This is a genomic window from Clostridium sp. AM29-11AC (assembly GCF_003480545.1).
Classification (GTDB): domain Bacteria; phylum Bacillota; class Clostridia; order Lachnospirales; family Lachnospiraceae; genus Otoolea; species Otoolea saccharolyticum_A.
Genome location: NZ_QUJI01000003.1, coordinates 53935 through 75974 on the forward strand (window position 1 = coordinate 53935; position 22040 = coordinate 75974).

Genomic DNA, 22040 nt, shown 5'->3' on the forward strand with positions numbered 1-22040 from the left:
CTACAGTTTTCTTCTTTTCATCCAGACGATAAAACCGACAAGAGCCACTGCGGCAGGAATCACAAGGATGAAAATAAAGGACAGGGTTCCGCTGCCTGAAATCGTGTTGAAGGTCATCTCAAGGCTCTTTGAAGGGATGGACACATTTTCCACATCCTCAAAGTTCCAGACTGCTGCGTTCATGAAAATGTCCAGGTTGGTCAGATTGGAAAATACTTCTGTGATGCCTGGATCAATCAGGGACGGGCAGGAGAACACAACGAGACTTGCCTTTCCATTGTCTGTTTCTTTCTCAGCGGAGGCAGCCAGCACAAAGCTTCCCGGTACCTGCTCTGTGTCAGAGACAATGCGCACCGCATTGTCAGAGGTGGTGAGGAAGGCCTCAGCTGTGACTCCCTCAGGAACAGAATCTGAGATCCTCAGCGCACCGCTCTGGGCCACAAGGGCCAGACTTCTGGAATCCAGCGGGCTTGTAATCGGATGGGCGCTGTTATAGATCGGGAACATGTAAAATGGGTTGTTCTGGTAATACCGATCCATATCTGCAGCGTATCCCGGAAGCTGTTCTATGCCGTAGGCGTCCATAACCTTTTTAAAGTGGGGACGCTCCTCTGTGAGAGGGCCTGACAGAATCATTACATGGCCTCCCCTGTCCAGATAGGAGAGGATCATGTCTGCTTCGTCCTCGGCCAGATCCGTCTGGGGATTATTGATGATCAGAAGACTGCAGTCCTCGGGCACGGAGCCGGCTGTCAGAAGATTTACGTCAGCCAGGGAAAAATTGGATTTTTTCAGCATGGATGTCACAGATTCAGAGAGCTGTGACTCTCCGTGGCTGCCGGTCTGATAGGCGATTTTCTGAATATCGCTTACCACTCCCTTGATGGCGCTTGTCACCTGTCCCTCTCCGTCAAAGGCAGACTCCTGAGGATAGCCGTACATGGTGTAGGTTGTCTGGATAATATCGTCAAAGGGGACAGTTTCCTTTCGGCCTGTATCCTCACAGGAGATCAGAAGGGAATTATTTTCCGCCTCCATAGCCTGCACCTGATCCGGATGGAGGATGCTGTCAAGGGTTTCCACCTTCACATGGGAGGATGCAGATTCGTACTGCTCCAGGAAATGGGTGATTCTCGTATCCACAGAATCGGGATCAGCCACCACATAGATGGTCACATCTTTGTCAAGTCCGTCCAGGACTTCCTTCGTAGTTTCGCCAATCGAGTAGATTTTCGTATTGCTCAGGTCAATTTTTGTCAGATTTTCGGGAAGCTTTCCCACAATCATATTAAACAGGATCAGGGCGGCCACCGCAATTAAAGCAAGGATGGCTGTATACCCGCCTCTTTTCAGCTTCTTATTCATAATGCCCTCCTTAACTCCATCTGCGCTTTTCTACGGACAAAACGGTGAGAAAAATAAAGAAAATAATCGTGCTCACGTACAGTAAAAGTCCGCCTATATCCAGGATGTGATCCGCCACAAAGGTCTGGAACACGTCTGTAAATGCCAGTTTTCCCAGCACATCAGAGAGGCTGTGCTCGAGAAGGGACGGCTTTGCAAAATAGAGGACAGCCAGGACTACTGCACCGGCCGCCTCCAGCACAAATCCCAGGGCCGCCCAGTCCGTTACCCGGAGAATGATCAGCACTGCCGCTGTCCAGATGAGGAAAAAGCCCACGGCACATCCAGATGCCGTTGTCGGCAGAAACATCATAAGGCTGGGCCACAAGAACAGAAGAAGCAGCACGCCGAAGGTAGAAACTGCTGCGATAATCTGGCTTTCTGTCAGGGACGAAAGAAACAGTCCGATGGAGATGTAAACACAGCCCAGCAGAAAATAGGCCAGCAGGGAGGCATAGTCAGCAGCCAGATACGCCGTGCCGTTTGCCATAATGATGAGTGGACAGAGGGCAGCAACCAGAACCGTTGCGGCGAACACTGTTACCATGGACAGGTACTTGCCCAGGACAATCCCCGTGACAGACACAGGGGAGGTTAAGAGAAGCTGGTCAGTCCGGCTCCTTCTCTCATCGGAAAGACTTCTCATGGTCAGGACAGGAATGGAGAACATCATAATGGACAGCATGCCTGTCAGAGAAAAGGAAAAGTAGGGATAACCGCTTCCCAGGTTGTAGGACATAAAATAAATGCCCAGAAAAAGTGTCATGAAGGCGATAAAGATACAGCCTGTCATGGAATAAAAATAAGATTTCAGTTCACGTTTATAAATCGCTGCCATTGCTGTCCTCCTGTTCGGGGCTTGAAGTTTTGCTCACAGATGAAAGTGAGGAATCGGGTATATCGCTTCCGGCCTGTTCTGTAGCTCCAGAAGTCAAAGCCGGGTCTTCTCCGTGAAGATGCACAGATCCTCCTTCTGCAGGCAGGGAGCCGGATATATTCCCGTGATGTCTGGACGGACGCCAGTGCCTCTTTTCTGAAACGTGCTTTCCGGCTCTTCCACGGCCCGCTGTTTCCTCCCCCTGTTCGGGCTGCTGCTGGCCGGACTGGGTCAGTTCCAGGAATACCTGCTCCAGAGAGGTCTTTTCCAGCTGCATGGAGAGGATGGGGAGCCTGTTTTCAGATAGGGCATAAAAAATATCTTCTCGGACCCTGACGCTGTCCCTGTCAGGATTCTGAGAGGGAGAGAGGGAGAGGCGCAGGCTGGTAAGGCAGCTTCGGTCAGAAGCTTTGTCTGCCTCCTGATTTTCAGCCTGCTCTGTCTCTGATTCCATTTCTGATTCCATTTCAGGTTCCATTTCAGATTTTATCTCAGGTTTCATCTCATACTTTATTTCAGGCTCCGAGGTTTCGATGGAAGCGATCCCGTCTACAGATGACAGAGCGCTGCTCACTGCATCAGGGGAGCCCTTCACCGTCATAACCACAGTCTGAGCTCCTGCCATCTGGCTTTCCAGGCTTTCCGGGGTGCCGTTTGCCGCCAGCCTTCCGTGGGAGATAATCAGAATATGGTCACAGACGGCGCTGACCTCTGAAAGAATATGGGAACTTAAAATAACCGTGTGCTTTTTCCCCAGAGATTTGATCAGATCACGTATCTCGATAATCTGTTTCGGATCAAGTCCTACCGTAGGCTCATCGAGGATAATGACAGGCGGCATACCGAGCACAGCCTGGGCCAGACCGACGCGCTGTCTGTAGCCCTTGGAGAGATTTTTAATCAGACGCCCTTTTACGTCGTTAAGCATCGTCAGCTCCATGGCTTTGAAGACGGCCTCTTCCCTGTCTTTTTTAGGAATCTTTTTCAATTCGGCTGCAAAGCTTAAGTATTCCAGCACCGTCATATCCAGGTAGAGAGGCGGGATTTCCGGCAGATAGCCGATGAGCCGCCTGGCCTCATCCGGTTCCTCCAGAATGTTTTTCCCGTCGATCAGAACCTCCCCGTCAGTAGCGCCCAGGTATCCGGTCATAATGTTCATGGTTGTGGATTTCCCCGCTCCGTTGGGCCCGAGGAAACCGATAATTTCTCCGTCCCGGATAGTAAAGCTCAGGTGATCCACAGCCAGGCATCCCCCGTAGTCCTTAACGAGATTTTTCACTTCAATCAAGATAGAATCCTCCTTTTTCACCGAGGGCGCAAAACCGTCTGCCCCGAAGCCATAAACCACTCCCGGGCATCAGAAAAACGCCCCTGCATCTAGGAGGGATCATAGAAAGAAAAAGTGAAAATTCTGTGTTCATTCTGTGAGAAAACCATGATAATTCTGTGTCCTCCCAAGAATCAACCGCAGCAAACGACACCCGAAACAAAAAAAGGTACAGCGTGAGGGGAGGATATGGTATAATAACCGCGTTGGCAATGAGCAGTGCGGCCAGGGAGGGAGAAACCGGCGCTCATGCTCGCATGCAAGCGCCGGTTCCCCTCTTCCTGGCCATAGGGCGAAGCCCGCGAGTGAGACGGAGCGAAGCGGAGTCGAACGCGCACTGCGGGCAAAATTCCGCCAGTCCCTCTGCCCGGCAGGTGCAGGGCGAAGCCCGTACACCTGCAGAGCCGTACGTGCCCCAGCAGAAATCTGGCCCCTTCCTTGCAGCCCTCTTTACGCTCGATTACACCCCATTCAAAGGAGTCACCACATGAAACTTCTGAACGAAATCCCGTCCTCATTCTGGGGACTTTTCCGTTCCCCAAACAGGGAAATATATATAGAAGCCCTCTTAAAAATCAACGAAGAGTATCAGTACAGCAACTATTTCCTGAGCAGGGAGATGTGCATCCAGGTGCTGGGCGATTACTTTTCCAGGCGCCAGGTGGAGATTGAGAGAGAACAGGAGGAGGCTGAGGCAGATACCCTGGAGCCGCCGGCCACACGTATTCTCAACTGGCTGATCAGAACCAGGTGGCTGCGCCGCCAGGAGGATTTTGTCAACCTGTCGGTCAATATCGTCATTCCCGACTATGCCGCAGTCTTTATCGGCGCATTCGAGCGGCTGATCGGGGAGGAGGGAGACGAGGCGGACATCTATATCCAGAACATTTATGCCAACCTCTTCTCCTACCGGAACGATCCCCGGGCATCCATCGCCCTGTTAAACACAGCCCTTGTAAATACCAGAAGGCTTAACAAGACCCTTCAGGACATGCTTCACAACATGGACAAATTTTTTACAAGCCTGCTGGATCAGAAATTTTACGGGGAGCTGCTGCGGGAGCACCTGGACGGATATGTGGAAGAGATTGTAAAGAAAAAATACCATATTTTAAAGACATCCGATAATTTCTACCTGTACAAGGCAGATATCAAGCAGTGGCTGAAGCTCCTCAGAGAGGAGCCGGAGTACCTGGAGCTCACCATCCGCCGGGGAGGAAAAAAGCTGGAGCTTTCAGAGGCAGTCCGCCTGCTCGATGACATTGAGAGAGGATTTGATGACATCGAACGCCGGATTGCCAACATGGACAGGGAGCACACCCGCTATGTGAGAGTTACAGTGAGCCGTCTCTACTATCTCTTAAATAAGGAAGAGGACACGAAAGGGCTGATTTTACAGCTTCTGAACCGAATGTCCCGGGAGGAGGATCCGGAGCCCCTTATCAGAAAGACGGCGGCCAGGATGAACCTTTCAAGAAGAGAGCTGCTCTCTGACAAATCCCTCTACAGGAAGCGAAAGCCCAGGGAAGCCTTCCGGGAGAAGCTGCAGCCGGAGGAGGCTCCCAAGGAGCTTTCCAGGGAAGAGCTTCTGAGCCTGAACCGGGTTTCGGCAAAATACACCAGAGAAGAGATTACAGACTTCATCAGAGAGCGGATGGAGGACAAGGCTGCGGCGATCACAGGAGACAGCGTCCGAAGCGAAGAAGATTTTGAAAAGCTGATCCTGGCCTACGATTACTCCTTAAAAAAAGAAAGCCCCTTCAGGACAGAGGGGGAGCCGGAGTCCATCGACAACGGAGCCTATGTGTTTCCGGCTCTTGTATTCAGAGAAAAGACAAAAGCGGGGGAGCCAGAGAGGCGCGCCGGGGAGGAGACGAAGGGCAGCTACCATACAGGAAAGGGACAGATAAGAGAAGATGATACCATATTTTAATGAGCTGCTTCAGGAGGAGCGGGAGGAGCTTACCCAGGCTATCCGGCTTCTGGAGCGGCAGACCTATGTGCTGGAGAGAAAATATGACAGGAAAACGGGGCGCTACCAGTATTCCGGTGTGTACAGAACCCTGGAACGCCACATGGAGTTTCTGCGGGAATACCTGGAAATATCCGGTATTTCTATCTATGAGGATATTCAGCTGGGTGTGATTTACATAAAAGGGGAGGCAGTCCTGGCAGAAAAGCTGCCGAAGCTCGCCACCCTGTACCTGCTCATCTTAAAGGTGATCTACGATGAGCAGATGACAGAGGCCTCCAACAGCCTTGCAGTCCACACGACCCTGGGAGAGCTCAGCGAGAGGCTCGGCGTGTTTGGCCTGACCGGGAGGACGGCTCCCACAGAAATCCGACGGGCGTTAAGCCTTCTGAAAAAGTATCAGATCATCGAGCCGCTGGATCTGATGGACGATCTGGATGGAAATATGCGGCTGATCCTCTATCCCACCATTAACCTGATCCTGACCGGAAACGATGTGAGAGAGCTTCTGTCAGAGCTTGGAGAAGGAGAAGGGCAGGACAGGCAGCTGACACGAGACACAGAAGAAGCGGCGGATGAGGAAGAAAACGAGACAGACGGGGAAGAAAACGAGGCGGATAGAGAAGAAAACGAGACAGACGGGGAAGAAAATGAGACGGACGGAGAGGAGGATTCCAGATGAATGACAAGGGATTCAAGGCGCTGACGCGGATCTGCCTGAACAACTGGCACTATATCAGCCATAAGGTGCTGTCCTTAAACAGCGGGATCAACTTTTTCACCGGACACTCGGGGAGCGGAAAGTCCACGATCATTGACGCCATGCAGATCGTTCTCTATGCAAACACAGACGGCCGCGGGTTTTTCAATAAGGCGGCTGCCGATGATTCAGACAGAAGCCTGATTGAATACCTGAGGGGAATGGTGAATATAGAGGAAAACAACCGGTTTGCCTATCTGAGGAATCAGAACTTTTCCACGACAATCGCCCTGGAATTTACGGAGACGGAGGGCGGTGAGGCCCAGTGTGTCGGCGTGGCCTTTGACGTGGAGACGGCGTCCAACCAGGTGAACCGCCTGTTTTTCTGGCATAAGGGGAGACTGCCGGAGCATTTCTACCGGACTGCCGATCGCACCATGACCATCAGCGAGGTGAGAGACTTCCTGAAGAAAAATTTCACAAAGGAGGACAGCTTCTACGGCCCTCACAACGAGAGATTCCGCTCTCAGCTCTACAGCACCTATCTGGGAGGCCTCGACAAGGAGAAGTTCCCCCTTCTCTTTAAGAGGGCCATTCCCTTTAAGATGAATATCCGCCTGGAGGATTTTGTGAAGGAGTACATCTGTACGGAGGATGACATTCACATCGAGGATATGCAGGAAAGCGTCATGCAGTATGGGCGCATGAAGAAAAAAATCGACGATACGGTCCGGGAGATGGAGGAGCTCTCAGAACTGAATCAGGCCTTTCTGCAGGTACGGGAGGCCGAGGAGGAGATGGAAGGGTATCATGCCCTTGCAAAGGAAATGGAGATTCTGGCCCTGAAGGGAAGAGTCAGGCGCCTTGGACGTGAGGCAGAGGCGGCAAGGGAGGAGGCAAAAAGACAGTCTGAGTCGAAAGCGCAGCTTGAGGAGCGGATTCAGGAGAAGGAAGCCGGGAGAGAGGAACTTCTGAAAAAAATCGCTTCCACCGGCTATGAGGATCTGAAGGAAAAGCTGAAAACCCTGAAGGAGCTGATTGAGCAGTACGAAAAAAGTGAGGCGAGGTTTCAGAAAACTGCCGCAGGCTTAAAGGGCTGGGAGGAGGCTGACTGCACCGCAAACCAGACCCTCTGGGACATCGAGGCCTTTGAGAAAAGAGAGATCTCAGAGGAGGGGCTTCACAGCCTGAAGCAGAGCATAGAGGCCATGAGGAAGGAGGCCGATGAGGAGAGAAAGGAGGCAGAGTCGGAGATACGCCGGCTGAAGCGGGCTCAGACGGAGGCGAGGGAGAACCTGAAGGAGTTAAAACAGGGGCGCAAGGCCTACCCGAAAGAGCTCCAGAATGCCAGAACCTACATTCAGAAACGCTTCCTGGAGGAGTTCCAGAAGCCGGTTCAGGTGGATATTCTGGCGGATCTTCTGGACATCAGGAGCGAGCGGTGGAGAAATGCGGTGGAGGGCTATCTGGGAGGCAATAAGCTGTCCCTGGTGGTAGAGCCAAGATACGTGCGTTCTGCCATGCGCTTTTACAATGAGCTGGACAGAAGGGCCTATTACCGGGTGTCTGTGGTGGACACGGAGCAGGCGGTCAGGGACAGTCACCCGGTGCTTGACCATGCCCTGTCGGAGGAGGTGTCCGCTCAGACGGAGTACGTCCGGTCCTATGTGGATTTTATGCTGGGAAAGGTGATAAAGTGTGAGGGGATTGACGAGCTTCGCCAGTGCCGGATCGGCATCACCGACGACTGCCTTCTCTATCACAGCTGCCGCCTGCAGTATATAAACCCGGAAAATTATACGAGGGGAGCCTATATCGGCGCCCTGAGCATGAAAAAGAGAATTGAAAACCTGGAGGAGGAGCTTCGGGAGATTGGGGAGGAACTTAAGCCTCTGGAGGAAACCAGGCAGACCTGCGATCAGGTTCTGTCCCTGGAACCTCTTTCTCTGACTGTGTCTGAGTATGAGGAAATGTTTGAGGACCTGAAGAACCTGAAAAAGAAGAGGGCTGAGAAAAAACGCCAGGAGCAGGCCCTTCTCGAACTTTCTGAGGGACAGATAAGCGCCTGGGAGAAAGAGCGGGAGGAGCTTCAGAAGGAGATAGAGCAGGACCGCGGGGCTTTGAAGGCCCTGGAGGAGAACCTCTGGAAGCTGAATCGTGATATTCAGGGCAGGGAAAAGCAGAATATAGAGCTTCAGGGAGAGCTGTCACAGAGGGAGAGAGAGCTTTCCGAAATGAAAAAAGAGATGGAGGAAAAGAGCGGAACCCATGCTCTCGAGCAGTTTGAAGCGAAGAAGGAGGAGGCCCTGCTGTCAGCTTTTAAGGCAGTTCCGGACGGCTATTCCACGGCAGAATACGCCCTGGAGCGGCCGGCTCAGTGCGAGAGGCTGAGGGAGACCTTTGAAAACCTGGAAAGAGAGTCAGGAGAGCGCAGAGAGAGCCGCTTTGAGAGGCTGGAAAAGCAGCGGATCGAGTACTTAAGGCGCCATCCTGGCCGCCGCTTCTCGCCCTCCGACAGAGGAAATGAGGAGTACGACAAACTTTTGGCGGAGCTTTCCTGTGACCGCCTTTCAGAGTACAGGGAGAAGGCGGCCGAGCAGGCCAGAACGGCAGTGGAGCACTTTAAGGATGACTTTATCTTTAAGATAAGAAGCGCCATCAAGGAGGCCTACCACCGGAGAGACGAGCTGAACGAGATTATCAGCTCGCTGGATTTCGGAAAGGATAAGTACCGTTTTGTCATCGAGAAAAACAGGGGGGCTGACGGAAAGTATTACGACATGTTTATGGATGAGGCCCTGGAGATTAATCCGGCCAGTCTGAGCCAGAACATGGACAACCAGATGAATTTCTTCACCATGGCCCACGAGGACCGGTACGGGGCGATGATGAACGAGCTCATAGACATTTTCATTCCGCCGGATCAGGCCGCCGCCAGGGAGCAGGAGGAGGCCAGAAGGCAGATGGAAAAGTATGCAGATTACAGAACCTATCTTTCCTTTGACATGCAGCAGATTATCGAGGGGGAGGAGACCATGTACATTCCACTGAGCCGGATGATCAAGAAAAACTCCGGCGGAGAGGGGCAGAACCCCTTCTATGTGGCACTCTTAGCCAGCTTTGCCCAGGCCTACCGCATCAACCTGCCGGCCCGGTTCAGAAGAAACACAACCATCCGCCTGGTGGTGCTGGACGAGGCCTTCTCCAAGATGGATGCGGAAAAGGTGGCAAGCTGTATCCGCCTGATCCGCGGCCTGGGCTTCCAGGCGATCATCAGCGCCACCAACGACAAGATCCAGAACTACCTGGAAAATGTAGACAAGACCTTCGTGTTTGCAAATCCGGGAAAAAAGTTTATCTCCATTCAGGAGTTTGAGAGGAAGGAGTTCGGGGAGCTGGAGTAAAAGAAAGAAGGGCAGAAGAGAGGCGAGGCAGAAAAAAGGAGGGTTTTCAGTTCCGGAAAAGTCACTGAAAACCCTCCTTTTTTCTGATGGATTTACGCAGCTGTTCGCCGGGGAGAAAGGGAAAAAAGGGTTTTGGAGGAGGATGAGATGTCCTTTGCCCTGTCTTGCATGGGCCTTTTTCATGTGCTATGATAGGGAGAAAAAGGTGAACAGAGTTAAAGAGCAACACGGAAGAGAGATAGAATAAAGAGGTTGTACAATGGAACAGAAGAAGACGAGGGTGGTGAGAATCCACGAGGAGTACAGGAAGAAAAAGGAGAGCGAGGCCTTTGAGGCGGCGTTTGGATCCGGAAGCGGGGACGGCGGGCTGACCCAGGAGGACAGGGCGGTTCTTGCTGAGGCGGCTGCTGTCCTGCGGGAGGGAGGACTGGTGGCCTTCCCCACAGAGACGGTTTACGGCCTGGGAGCAAACGCGCTGGATGAGACGGCGGCCAGGAGAATTTACGAGGCCAAGGGAAGACCCTCCGACAACCCGCTGATCGCCCACATTGCAGATTTTGAGGCCCTTGCCCCTCTCACGGCGGAGATACCGGAGGCGGGGAGAAAGCTGGCTGAGGCCTTCTGGCCGGGGCCTCTCACCATGGTTTTTAAAAAGAGCGGGGTGGTGCCCCACGGCACCACGGGAGGTCTTGAGACAGTGGCTGTCAGGATGCCGAGCGATCCGGTGGCCAGGGAGCTGATCCGCCTGGCGGGAGTTCCCATAGCGGCGCCCAGCGCCAACACCTCTGGCCGTCCAAGCCCCACCAGGGCGGAGCATGTGCTTCAGGACATGGATGGGAAAATCGAGATGATTGTAGACGGAGGGCCTGTGGGGATCGGCGTAGAGTCCACGATTGTAGATGTGACCGAGGAGATTCCGACGCTTTTAAGACCCGGAGCCGTCACGATGGAGATGCTGAGAAGCGTTGTGGGGGAGACTGCGGTTGATCCGGCGATCACCGGCCCCATGAGAGCAGATATAAAGCCAAAGGCTCCCGGAATGAAGTACCGCCACTATGCTCCGAAGGCGGATCTGACGCTGGTGGAGGGAGAGACAGACGCAGTAGTGTCCCGCATCAATGCCCTGGCGGCAGAAAAGCTCGGCGCAGGCCAGAGGGTGGGAATCATCTGCACAGAGGAGACGAAGGACCGGTATCCGGCAGGTATTTTAAAAAGCATCGGAATGAGAGCCAACGAGGCCACGGTGGCCCACAACCTGTACGCGGTTCTCAGAGAGTTTGACGATCTGGAGGTGGACTGCATCTTCTCAGAGAGCTTTCAGGCCGACGATCTGGGGCAGGCAATCATGAACCGCTTAAACAAGGCCGCCGGATACCACAAGATTCAGGCGTAGGGAGATCAGAAGACCGGGGAGAGATGCCGGGGAAATTCCGGGGACAGACCCCGGCCGCAGTTTCGCAGACAGGAAGGAGAAGAGAGGAAAAATGGAGCAGACAGCAAAAATCAGGGGGGACTTTCATAAGTCAGAAAAGCGTCAGGATTATATCACATGGGATGAGTATTTTATGGGGGTTGCCAAGCTGGCAGCCATGCGTTCAAAGGATCCCAGCACCCAGGTGGGGGCCTGCATTGTCAGCAGCGACAATAAAATTCTGTCCATGGGGTACAACGGGTTTCCCATCGGGTGCTCCGACGACGAGTTTCCGTGGGGAAAGGAGCATGAGACAGACGATCCATACAACGCTAAATACCTCTACACGACCCACAGCGAGCTGAATGCGATTTTAAACTACAGAGGGGGAAGCCTTGAGGGGAGCAAGCTGTATGTGACCTTATTTCCCTGCAATGAGTGCGCCAAGGCCATTATCCAGGCAGGAATCCGCACCCTGGTCTATGACAGCGACAAGTACCAGGACACTCCCTCTGTGCGCGCTTCCAAGCGGATGCTGGATGCAGCGGGGGTAAGATATTACAAGTACAGCCATACGGGGAGAAAGATTGAGGTGTGCCTGTAGATGAAGTTTTTGCTGGCAGCAGTCAATGCGAAGTACATTCACTCGAACCTGGGCATTTACAGCCTGAAAAAATATGCGGACAGCCGTCTTAAGCAGTCAGGGGAAAAGCAGGAAAGAGAACCCTCCGGTGGCGGCCCCGCCTGGGAGATTGAGATTGGGGAGTACACCATTAACCACCGGACGGATGATATTCTGAGGGATATTTACAGGAGAGCGCCTGACGCTGTGGGTTTTTCCTGCTACATCTGGAATATCCTCTATATAAGAGAGCTGGTGCACGACTTAAAAAAGATCCTGCCGGATACGGAAATCTGGCTCGGCGGGCCTGAGGTGTCCTACAGGGCTTCGGAGCTTCTGAGGGAAGAGCCTTATGTCCGCGGGATCATGGCAGGGGAGGGGGAGGAAACCTTCTATAGACTTCTCAGAGCTGCCGGTGAGAGGACCTCTGCGGGAAGCATCTGGAAGGATCAGGCCCTCTCTCTCATTCCCGGTCTTGTGTTCCGGGCACTGGGCGCGGACGGCGAAAACCGGGAGGACGGCAAAAATCGGAAGGACGGCAAAAACCGGGAGGATGGCAAAGTCCGGGCTGAGGCGGAGATTGTGGCCACGCCTCCCGCCCCGCTTCTGGATCTGAATGAAATCCCCTTTGCCTACGGAGATCTTCAGGGGCTGGAGCACCGGATTATCTACTATGAGAGCAGCCGGGGCTGCCCGTTTTCCTGCAGCTACTGCCTGTCCTCTATCGACAAATCCGTGCGTTTCCGGGATCTGGAGCTGGTGAAGGAGGAGCTTGCCTTTTTCCTGGAGAAAAAGGTGCCCCAGGTCAAGTTTGTGGATCGGACGTTTAACTGCAGAAAGAGCCATTCCATGGCAGTCTGGCAGTTTATCCTGGAAAATGACAATGGTATTACCAATTTTCACTTTGAGATCTCGGCGGACCTTCTGTCTGAGGAGGAACTGGCCCTCCTCTCAAAGATGCGCCCCGGGCTTGTGCAGCTGGAGATCGGAGTGCAGACAACAAATCCCAGAACCATAAAGGAAATCCGCCGGAAAATGGATCTTGGCCGCCTGCAGAAAAACGTGGAGAAAATAGGCAGCTTTCACAATATCCACCAGCACCTGGATTTAATCGCAGGTCTGCCCTTTGAAGGCTTTGAATCCTTCCGCCACTCCTTCAACGAAGTCTTTGCCATGAGGCCGGAGCAGCTCCAGCTGGGCTTTCTGAAGGTGCTGTCCGGCTCCCATATGATGGAGATGGCAGCAGAGTATAGCCTCCGGTATAAGGAGGCTCCGCCCTATGAGGTACTCTCCACCAGATGGCTGTCCTACGGGGAGCTGCTCCGCCTGAAGGGCGTGGAGGAGATGGTGGAGACCTACTACAACAGCGGTCAGTTTGAAAATACCCTGGAGGCCCTCGCACAGGAGTTTGACTCTCCCTTTGACATGTTTTCGGCCCTTTCCGTGTATTATGAGGAAAACGGGCTTTCTGCCGTCAGCCACAGCCGGCTGGCCAGGTATGAGATCCTGTTTCGCTTTATCGGGGAGCTTCTGGAAAAGAAGAGGGCAAGATATGAGCAGAAAACACCTGAGAAAGAGGGAGGGGACGAGGCGCCAAGGGAACTGCCGGCAGGTCAGGAGCGGCTGGAGGAATACCGGGACCGGCTGATCCTGGACGTATACCTGAGGGAAAACGCCAAAAGCCGTCCGTCCTTTGCCAGAGATCTGTCGCCCTTCAGGGAGGCGGTGAAGGCATTTTTTATAGAAGAGGGAAAAAGCCGCCGCTATCTGAAAGGATATGAGGAATACGATTCCAGACAGATGGGAAAGATGGCCCATATAGAGGTTCTGAGAGAAGGAACGATGGTGCTGTTTGACTACCTTCACCGGGATGCCCTGCTTGGGAATGCGAAGATCTTTCAGGTGGGACAGCTGGGAGAGGTAAGAAGGCAGGAGGAAGCAGAAGTATAGAGGCGCCGGACAAACGCAGCTCACAGACAGAGAAAATAAAGAAATTGCACGAAAAAGGGGAACAGACAGTTTGAAAAGAGAAACGAAAGCACAGAGAGAGGAGAGGGTAGCGCGTATTCTGGGGCTGCTTGACCAGGAGTACGGGACGGAGTACCGCTGCTATCTGAACCATGAAACGCCGTGGCAGCTTTTAATTGCTGTCATTATGAGCGCCCAGTGTACAGACGCCAGGGTGAATCTGGTGACGGAGAAGCTGTTTAAAAAGTACGACACACTGGAAAAATTTGCAGCGGCAGATATCCGGGAGCTGGAACAGGACATCCACTCCATCGGATTTTACCACTCCAAGGCAAGGAATATCATCGCGTGCTGCAGAGCCTTAGTGGAGCAGTTTGGGGGAAGAGTTCCGGAAACCATGGAGGAGCTGACCTCCCTGGCGGGAGTGGGCAGAAAGACTGCCAACGTGATCCGGGGAAACATCTACAATGAGCCGAGCATTGTGGTGGACACCCACGTAAAGCGGATCTCCAGGAAGCTGGGGCTTACGAAGGAGGAGGATCCGGAAAAAATCGAGTATGCCCTCATGAAGGTGCTGCCAAGGGATCACTGGATCCTCTGGAATATTCATATCATCACCCTGGGCAGGACCATCTGTACGGCCAGAAACCCCAGGTGCAGGGAGTGCTTTTTAAGATACGACTGCCCCAGCGCCGGCGTCATCCCCGTCCCTGCCTCTCCAGGCTCCGCCGGCAGGAGGAAAGGCACATCTGAAAAAGGAGAGGGCAGGAAAAATGCCTCTGGAAAGCGTACCGCCAGAGAACAGGCAGAACAAAAAAATACAGGCAGGAAAAAATCAGATGGAAGAAAAGAATCAAAAGACAGCTGACCCGGTTTCTTTCGGGGATTCCTATGCGGCCATTGACCTGGAAACCACAGGTCTTGATCCGAAGCGCGACAAGATTATCGAGGTGGGCGCCTGTCTGGTAGAGCAGGGAAAGGTGAAAAGGGAGCTTTCATTTCTTATTAATCCCCACAGGGAGATCTCAGAGCGGGTGGAACTCCTCACAGGAATTACAGGCAGGATGGTAGAGCATGCGCCGGGAATCGAGGAGGTGATAGGGGAGATCGCTGCTTTTGTAGGAGAGCTTCCCCTGTTAGGCCACCATGTCATCTTCGACTACAGCTTTTTAAAGCATGCGGCAGTGAATGCCGGGCTTCCTTTTGAAAAGAACGGCATAGATACCCTCTCCCTCTGCCGGCGTTTTATGCCGCCGGAGGAGAAAAAGAACCTGTCAGCCGCCTGCGGCTGGTTTCAGATTCCCCGGGAAACGGCTCACAGGGCGCTGTCAGACGCAAAAGCCGCCCACCTTCTCTACCAAAGTCTCAGAGACTGCCACTTTCAGGAAAATGAAGAGGCCTTTGCTGCAAAACCTCTGATTTACAAAGTAAAAAGAGAGCAGCCGGCCTCAAAAAGACAAAAAGAAGGCTTGCGGGAATTAGCAAAATATCATAGAATAAATCTATCTGTTGACATAGAGTATCTGACGCGCAGTGAAGCGTCCAGGCTCACAGATAAAATCATACTTAACTATGGAAGAATGAAAAAGAGGTGAGATATATGTTTATGGGGAATAATAAATCAAAAAAAATCTTCACTACAGTGATGGTTGTCATTATTCTCGTAACCATGGTAGGAGGAACCGTGATTGCAGGCCTGTCCTCGTTATTCTAGGCAGAGGGAGTTTGGAAAGTATGAAAGGGAATGTTCGGATTGCCGGTCTGGCAGCTCTGCTGTCAGCCGGAATTTTATTTATTGCGCCGCAGGACGCAGCCGCCGGAGTTCTTCCCCAGGGATTTTCGGTGAGCGGATCCGGGGAGAAGAGCTTCGACCTTTCCGGCATGACGGCCAGCGAGGCGGAGGCGGAGCTGGAAACTTATGTTAATTCACTGGCAGGACAGCAGGTTTCCATTGCCATAGACGGAAACAGCCTGGCCTCCACAGCGGCAGATCTGGGTTTTTACTGGGAGAACAGGGAGGAGATCGGCGCAGAGCTGGAGAAATACGCTGGCGGCAACCTTCTGGAGCGGTTTGTCCATGTGAAGGAGCTGGAAGACGGCGGCGCCGGCCTGTCTGTGGAGACGTCGCTTGATGACGGAAAGCTGCAGGCTTTTGTAAATGACAACTGCGCCCCCTATGTAAGGGAGGCGAAGGATGCCTCTGTTTCCAGGGAGAACGGGGCCTTTGTCATCACAGATGAGGTGACAGGGCTTGCCGTAGATTTGGAGGCCACGAAGGCGGCTCTCGATGAGGCGTTAAATCAGGGGCTTTCCGAGGGCGTATCGGTGGAGGCCGTGGTGACAGAAACACAGCCCCGCATCAGGCGCGCGGATCTGGAAACCATCTCTGACGTGCTGGGAACCTTCAGCACGAATTTTAACGCAGGTGACAGGTCGAGAACCCAGAATTTAAAGACCGGGGCAGCCAAGATAAACGGAGCAGTGCTGATGCCGGGGGATCAGTTTTCCGCCTATGAGTATCTGACACCGTTCACCATAGAGAATGGCTATGCAGCCGCCGGTTCCTATGAGAACGGCCGGACGGTGGATTCCATCGGCGGCGGTGCCTGCCAGCTGTGTACGACCCTGTATAATGCAGTCCTTCGGGCTGAGCTGGAGGTGACCCAGAGACAGAACCACTCCATGACCGTGGGGTATGTGAAACCATCTGAGGACGCGGCCATTGCCGGAACCTACAAGGACCTGAAATTTAAGAATAACTATGAGACTCCGATTTATATTGAAGGAAGCGTTTCCGGAAGTACACTTACTTTTACAGCCTATGGCAAGGAGACGAGGCCTGCAAACCGCACCATTGAGTTCGTGTCAGAGACACTGGGAACGATTGATCCCGGCGCCCCCACAGAGAAGGTGGACAATTCCCTGGCGCCCGGAGCAAGGGTGAAGGAGTCCTCCGGCCATATCGGGAAGAAGTCAAGGCTCTGGAAGGTGGTCTATGTGGACGGAGTGGAGACAGAAAGAGAGATTCTCCACACGGATACCTACATGGCTTCCAAGGCGGTGTACCGTATCGGCCCGGCAGCTCCGGCAGTGACAGAACCGACCGTTCCGGCAGAGACACAGCCGGCGCAGACGCAGCCGGCAGAGACGCAGCCGGCAGGCCCGGCAAGCGACTCCCAGGGCCCGGCAGGAGAGGCGGTAAGCCCTGTTTCACCTGCGCCTGACGGGGCAGCCCAGAGTCCGGCGGCTCCGCCCTCAGATCCTGTAAGCCCGGCGGCTTAGAGGAAGGGGAGGAAAGGCATGAACAGACATCACAGCAGAGAAGAAAAAAAGAGGCCCGGCTTTCTTAAGCCGGGCCAGGATTTAATTGTGGCGGGAAGCATCGGTCTCACCGGCGCCGCAGCAGCTGCGAGGGCCGGTGAGAAGGCTCTCAGGGAACGTTTTTCCGCTTCCTATGCAGAGCGGCTTTTAAGCCTTGACAAAGATGCAGAAAACTTTGCACAGAACAGACTTGGGGAAGGCTTTTTCCGGGAGGCAGGGGTGACGGAGGCAGAACCGGCTGAAGACGGAGGCATTATGAACAGCCTCTGGAACCTGCTGGAAGCCTATGGGCTTGGATGTACCATAGAGCTTCGCGCCATCCCCATTCTTCAGGAAACGGTGGAGGTGTGTGAGGTATTTGACATAAACCCGTACCGGTTAAGCTCCGGCGGATGCCTTCTCATGGCGGCGGACAACGGGTTTTCGGCGTTAAACGCTCTCAGGAAGAGAGGCGTTGAGGGAGCCGTCATCGGAAAAGTGGAGAAAGGGATCGCAAGGCGGATCCTGAATGGAGAGACAGAGACGTTTCTTGACCGGCCAAAGCCGGATGAGATAGAGAAAATTTTAAATCAGCGGGAGGTAAAAGTATGAGAGAAAAAATTTTAGCGGTCATCGAGAAGAACAGCCGGATCAGCACAGCGGAGCTGGCGGAAATCCTTGGGGAGAGCGAAGCGGCAGTCGCGGCGGAGATCGCGAAAATGGAAGAAGAACATGTTATCTGCGGTTACCACACCCTGATTAACTGGGACAACACGGAGGAAGAGAAGGTGATTGCCCTGATTGAGGTGAAGGTGACTCCCCAGAGACAGATGGGCTTTGACAAGATTGCGGAGAGGCTTTCCCAGTACAGCGAGGTGAAATCAGTGTATCTGATGTCCGGGGCCTATGACTTCACCGTTATCCTGGAGGAAAAGACCATGCGCGGGGTGGCCCAGTTTGTATCTGAAAAGCTGGCGACCATCGATTCCGTCATCAGCACGGCCACCCATTTTGTACTGAAAAAATATAAAGACCATGGGACTGTCTTGAGTGACGGCCCCCAGGATGAAAGGATGTTGATTAACCCATGAGAAATCCGTTATCAAGTACAATCGTGACGATTCCGCCGTCAGGAATCAGGAAATTCTTTGACGTTGTCAATGAGATGGAGGGAGCCATCTCTCTGGGAGTGGGAGAACCTGACTTCGACACTCCGTGGCATGTGAGAGATGCGGGCATCCGCTCACTTGAGATGGGAAAAACCTTCTACACCTCCAATGCAGGACTCAAGGAGCTGAAGATAGAAATCTGCAATTACATGAAGCGGCGGATGAAGGTGGAATACAATTACAGCAGCGAGGTCATGGTCACCATCGGAGGCAGTGAGGCCATTGACATCGCGCTGCGGGCCATGCTGGATCCGGGCGACGAGGTGCTGATCCCTCAGCCAAGCTATGTGTCCTATGTGCCGTGCACCATTCTGGCCGGCGGAGTTCCCGTGGTGATTGAGCTGGAGGCAAAGGATCAGTTCAGGCTCACCAGGGAAAAGCTGCTGGAGAAGATTACGCCGAAGACGAAGCTCCTGATTCTGCCTTTCCCGAACAATCCTACGGGCGCCATTATGGAGAAGGAGGATCTGGAGGCTGTCGCCGAGGTGGTGAGGGAGAAGGATCTCTTTATCATCAGCGACGAGATCTACGCGGAGCTGACCTACGGGAAAAAGCACGTGACTATTGCTTCCCTTCCGGGCATGAGGGAGAGAACTGTTCTGATCAACGGCTTTTCCAAAGCCTATGCCATGACCGGGTGGAGAATCGGCTACGCCTGCGCGCCTGAGCAGATCTTAAAACAGATGTTAAAGATCCACCAGTACGCTATCATGTGCGCTCCTACCACCAGCCAGTATGCGGCAGTGGAGGCGATCAAAAACGGGGACAGTGATATTGAGGAGATGAAGCGCTCCTACAATGAGAGGAGAAAATACCTGTTAGGAGAGTTCCGATCCCTGGGAATGGACTGCTTTGAGCCCTACGGAGCCTTTTACATGTTCCCCTGTATCAAGCGCTTTGGCATGACCTCGGAGGAGTTTGCCACCAGGCTTCTCAGGGAGGAGAAAATTGCTATAGTGCCGGGAACTGCTTTCGGCGACTGCGGAGAGGGCTATCTGAGGGTATCCTACGCCTATTCCATGGAAGATCTGAAGCGTGCGATCAGAAGGATCCGCCGGTTCGTAGTCAGGCTGGACACTGTAGGGCGCTGAGAAGCCCACAGGCAGGAGAAAGAAACGCTGCAGATATGCGGCGGGAAAACAGAACAGAAGCAGAGGTTGACGTAAGATGAACATAGTGCTTTATGAGCCGGAGATGCCGGCCAATACGGGAAATATCGGGAGAACCTGTGTGGCTACGGGCACGCGGCTTCATCTGATAGAGCCGCTGGGTTTTAAGCTGAGCGAGAAGGCTGTAAAACGGGCTGGGCTGGATTACTGGGACAAGCTGGATGTGACGGTCTACAGCGATTATCAGGATTTTCTCGACCGAAATCCAGGGGCAAAAATCTATATGGCTACCACCAAGGCGCCCAATGTCTACACAGAGGCCAGCTATGAGCCGGACTGCTATATCATGTTCGGCCCCGAGAGCCGGGGAATCCCGGAGGACATCCTGGTGAAAAATCAGGAAACCTGTGTCAGGATTCCCATGTGGGGCGATATCCGCTCTCTGAATCTGTCAAATTCCGTTTCCATCATTCTTTATGAGGCGCTCAGACAGAACGGCTTCGAGAAGATGACCATGCAGGGGCATCTGAGAAATTACGAGTGGGAATAGAGGACAGGAGACAGAAAGCGGCAGTTCTGCCGCCGCGAAAAATGGCTGAAAAGGCAGAGCGCAGATGGGAAGTCAGACACGAAAAGGAGGAATAGTATGATTCTTCAGAGTAAACGCGTATGGATCGGAGGGCAGTTCCTTCCGTTCCAGCTTGAGATTGAGGACGGCGTGATTTCACGGGTCCTGGCCTACGGAGAGAGAGAGGCCGACGAGGACTGGGAGGAGAAGCGGATTGTACCGGGGTTCATTGACGTACACACCCACGGCGCCTACGGCTTTGACACAAATGACGCAGAGCCGGAGGGACTGAAAAACTGGATGAGAAGGATCCCTGAGGAGGGCGTTACCTCCATTCTTCCGACTACCGTGACGCAGATGCCGGACGTTCTGACAGCGGCTGTCAGAAATGTGGCGGATGTGATGGAAGGGGAGTATGAGGGCGCGGAGATTCTCGGAATCCACTTCGAAGGGCCGTTTCTGGACATGGAGTACAAGGGGGCTCAGCCGCCGGAGGCCATTGCAGTGCCAAGCGTGGAGCAGTTTAAAAAGTACCAGGAGGCGGCCAGAGGCCATATCCGCTATATCACCATCGCGCCGGAGCATGACAAAGATATGGAGCTTCTGCGCTATCTGGCAAAGACAGGCGTTGTGGCCAGTATGGGACATTCCTGCGCAACTTATGAGCAGGCCATGGCAGCCATCGCAAACGGAGCGAAATCCATGACTCATGTGTACAACGGGATGACGCCGTTTACCCACAGAAAGCCGGGGCTGGTAGGAATTGCATTCCGGGTGAGGGATATTTACGGTGAGATTATTGCGGACGGCCATCACTCCGATGTGTCCGCCCTCAACAATTTTTATCAGCTGAAGGGACGCGACTTTGCCATGATGATCACCGACTCCCTCCGGGCTAAGCACTGCCCTCCGGGAGGAAAGTACCAGCTTGGCGGCCATGACATCGAGATCAGCAGGGAGGGTCTTGCCTATCTGAAGGGCACGAACACCATCGCCGGAAGTACCCTCCATATGAACAGAGGGCTTCAGATCCTGGTGGAGAAGGCCATGATTCCATTTGACTATGCGCTCAACTCCTGCACCATCAACCCGGCCAGATGCCTGGGCGTGGATGACAGGAAGGGAAAAATCTGCGCAGGATACGATGCGGATCTTGTGGTTCTGGAAGATAACTACGATGTGGCCCAGACGTACTGCAGGGGAAAGAAAATGCTGTAGAAATTTGCATGAAATAAGAAAGAATCCTGCTTTGCAGGATTCTTCACCTGCGGCGGGCCGCGAAAGCGGCATTCTTGCTGTTATTAAAAAAGGCTGCTGCGGAATGAAAATTCCGACGGCAGCCTTTTCTGATGAAAGGACCGTTTTTAGATGGCACCCTTCTCCTTAGCCAGGGAGAGAGCGTCCTCGTCAGCGATGATCACCACATCCGGATGAAGCTGAAGGACGGAGGCCGGAACGTGAGGCGTAACCGGGCCGAAGCAGGTGTCATAGATGGCCTGAGCCTTGCCCTTGCCGGAGGCCAGGAGAAGAATCTTCTTTGCGGCCATAATATTTCCGATGCCCATAGTGTAGGCCTTCTTCGGAACCTCGTCGATGGAGGCAAAGAAGCGTGCGTTTGCCTCGATGGTGCTCTGAGTCAGGTCCACGCAGTGGGTTTCCACGATGAACTCCTCGCAGGGCTCATTGAAGCCGATGTGTCCGTTGCCGCCGATTCCGAGAAGCTGCAGGTCAACGCCTCCCATGGCCTGGATCTGAGCGTTGTAGTCTGCACAGGCTTTGTCAGAATCCGGCTCAAGGCCGTTTGGAACGTGGGTGCGCGTCTTGTCAATGTTTACGTGATCGAATAAGTGGTGGTTCATAAAATACCGGTAGCTCTGATCATTGTCGCCGGAGAGGCCCTTGTACTCGTCCAGATTCACAGAGGAAACCTGGGAGAAGTCAAGGCTCCCCTTCTCATAGCGGTCTACCAGCTCTTTGTAGGTTCCCTCAGGAGTGGAGCCTGTGGCCAGGCCCAGCACACAGTCCGGTTTTACAAGGATCTGGGCAGCGATCAGATCGGCTGCCCTGCGGCTCAATTCCTCATAATTCTCAGTTCTGATAATTCTCATGATTGAAATCTCCTTTATATGGCAATCTATATTCTGTTAAACCCATTATAAACGAAAAGAATATGTTTTTTCAATGGGAATTAAAAATTGAAAGGACTTTC

18 protein-coding genes and 1 pseudogene are annotated in these 22040 nt (G+C 53.4%); 15 read left to right on the forward strand and 4 right to left on the reverse strand.

What is annotated here, in order from left to right; translation table 11 throughout:
- From DW757_RS03105 to DW757_RS03115, 3 genes are read right to left on the reverse strand one after another with little or no spacing between them, the layout of a single operon-like run.
- Complete coding sequence (locus tag DW757_RS03105) at positions 1 to 1365, reverse strand: GldG family protein (protein ID WP_008396418.1); 1365 nt, start codon at positions 1363 to 1365, stop codon at positions 1 to 3.
- Positions 1366 to 1375: 10 nt separating this feature from the next.
- Entirely contained in the window at positions 1376 to 2242 is an 867-nt protein-coding gene (locus tag DW757_RS03110) for an ABC transporter permease subunit (protein WP_118750960.1), read from the reverse strand.
- Entirely contained in the window at positions 2226 to 3560 is a 1335-nt protein-coding gene (locus DW757_RS03115) for an ABC transporter ATP-binding protein (protein WP_347559957.1), read from the reverse strand. The genes DW757_RS03110 and DW757_RS03115 overlap by 17 nt, the downstream gene beginning before the upstream one ends.
- A gap of 535 nt (positions 3561 to 4095) precedes the next feature.
- Here DW757_RS03115 and DW757_RS03125 point away from each other — a divergent pair.
- The 15 genes and pseudogenes from DW757_RS03125 (at position 4096) to nagA (ending at position 21049) form a co-directional block, all read left to right on the forward strand.
- The gene (locus tag DW757_RS03125; RefSeq protein ID WP_008396414.1) at positions 4096 to 5541 is read left to right on the forward strand and encodes a Wadjet anti-phage system protein JetA family protein; all 1446 of its coding nucleotides are present in this window, start codon (positions 4096 to 4098) and stop codon (positions 5539 to 5541) included.
- Complete coding sequence (locus tag DW757_RS03130) at positions 5525 to 6262, forward strand: DUF4194 domain-containing protein (RefSeq protein ID WP_015544522.1); 738 nt, start codon at positions 5525 to 5527, stop codon at positions 6260 to 6262. Before DW757_RS03125 ends, DW757_RS03130 begins: the two co-directional genes overlap by 17 nt.
- On the forward strand, positions 6259 to 9684 hold the full coding sequence (locus tag DW757_RS03135; protein ID WP_118750963.1) for an SbcC/MukB-like Walker B domain-containing protein: 3426 nt from the start codon (positions 6259 to 6261) through the stop codon (positions 9682 to 9684). Before DW757_RS03130 ends, DW757_RS03135 begins: the two co-directional genes overlap by 4 nt.
- A complete protein-coding gene (locus DW757_RS03140) occupies positions 9653 to 9931 on the forward strand; it encodes a hypothetical protein (RefSeq protein ID WP_118750964.1) in 279 nt (92 codons plus the stop codon). The genes DW757_RS03135 and DW757_RS03140 overlap by 32 nt, the downstream gene beginning before the upstream one ends.
- Positions 9932 to 9943: 12 nt before the next feature.
- A complete protein-coding gene (locus DW757_RS03145; RefSeq protein ID WP_118750965.1) occupies positions 9944 to 11077 on the forward strand; it encodes an L-threonylcarbamoyladenylate synthase in 1134 nt (377 codons plus the stop codon).
- 91 nt (positions 11078 to 11168) lie between these two features.
- On the forward strand, positions 11169 to 11699 hold the full coding sequence (locus tag DW757_RS03150) for a dCMP deaminase family protein (protein WP_008396409.1): 531 nt from the start codon (positions 11169 to 11171) through the stop codon (positions 11697 to 11699).
- Positions 11700 to 13667 carry a B12-binding domain-containing radical SAM protein gene (locus DW757_RS03155; RefSeq protein ID WP_118750966.1) on the forward strand — a complete coding sequence of 656 codons (1968 nt, stop codon included), beginning with the start codon at positions 11700 to 11702 and terminating at the stop codon, positions 13665 to 13667.
- A 70-nt stretch (positions 13668 to 13737) separates the two neighbouring features.
- Positions 13738 to 14373 (forward strand): annotated as a pseudogene (gene nth, locus DW757_RS03160) (endonuclease III); the annotation flags it as partial.
- A gap of 151 nt (positions 14374 to 14524) precedes the next feature.
- Positions 14525 to 15280: a 3'-5' exonuclease gene (locus tag DW757_RS03165; protein WP_015544521.1), complete on the forward strand. Its 756-nt coding sequence runs from the start codon at positions 14525 to 14527 to the stop codon at positions 15278 to 15280.
- Positions 15281 to 15419: 139 nt separating this feature from the next.
- Positions 15420 to 16967 carry a VanW family protein gene (locus DW757_RS03170; RefSeq protein WP_008396405.1) on the forward strand — a complete coding sequence of 516 codons (1548 nt, stop codon included), beginning with the start codon at positions 15420 to 15422 and terminating at the stop codon, positions 16965 to 16967.
- A gap of 18 nt (positions 16968 to 16985) precedes the next feature.
- A complete protein-coding gene (locus DW757_RS03175) occupies positions 16986 to 17597 on the forward strand; it encodes an AIR synthase-related protein (protein ID WP_118750967.1) in 612 nt (203 codons plus the stop codon).
- Entirely contained in the window at positions 17594 to 18076 is a 483-nt protein-coding gene (locus DW757_RS03180; RefSeq protein ID WP_008396403.1) for an Lrp/AsnC family transcriptional regulator, read from the forward strand. Before DW757_RS03175 ends, DW757_RS03180 begins: the two co-directional genes overlap by 4 nt.
- Entirely contained in the window at positions 18073 to 19245 is a 1173-nt protein-coding gene (locus DW757_RS03185) for an aminotransferase class I/II-fold pyridoxal phosphate-dependent enzyme (protein WP_118750968.1), read from the forward strand. Before DW757_RS03180 ends, DW757_RS03185 begins: the two co-directional genes overlap by 4 nt.
- A gap of 76 nt (positions 19246 to 19321) precedes the next feature.
- A complete protein-coding gene (locus tag DW757_RS03190; protein WP_008396401.1) occupies positions 19322 to 19813 on the forward strand; it encodes a tRNA (cytidine(34)-2'-O)-methyltransferase in 492 nt (163 codons plus the stop codon).
- A gap of 96 nt (positions 19814 to 19909) precedes the next feature.
- A complete protein-coding gene (nagA, locus tag DW757_RS03195; protein WP_008396400.1) occupies positions 19910 to 21049 on the forward strand; it encodes an N-acetylglucosamine-6-phosphate deacetylase in 1140 nt (379 codons plus the stop codon).
- Positions 21050 to 21195: 146 nt separating this feature from the next.
- Here nagA and nagB read toward each other — a convergent pair whose 3' ends face one another.
- Positions 21196 to 21939, reverse strand: coding sequence for a glucosamine-6-phosphate deaminase (nagB, locus tag DW757_RS03200; RefSeq protein ID WP_118750969.1), 744 nt, complete (start codon positions 21937 to 21939; stop codon positions 21196 to 21198).
- Positions 21940 to 22040 lie beyond the last annotated feature (101 nt).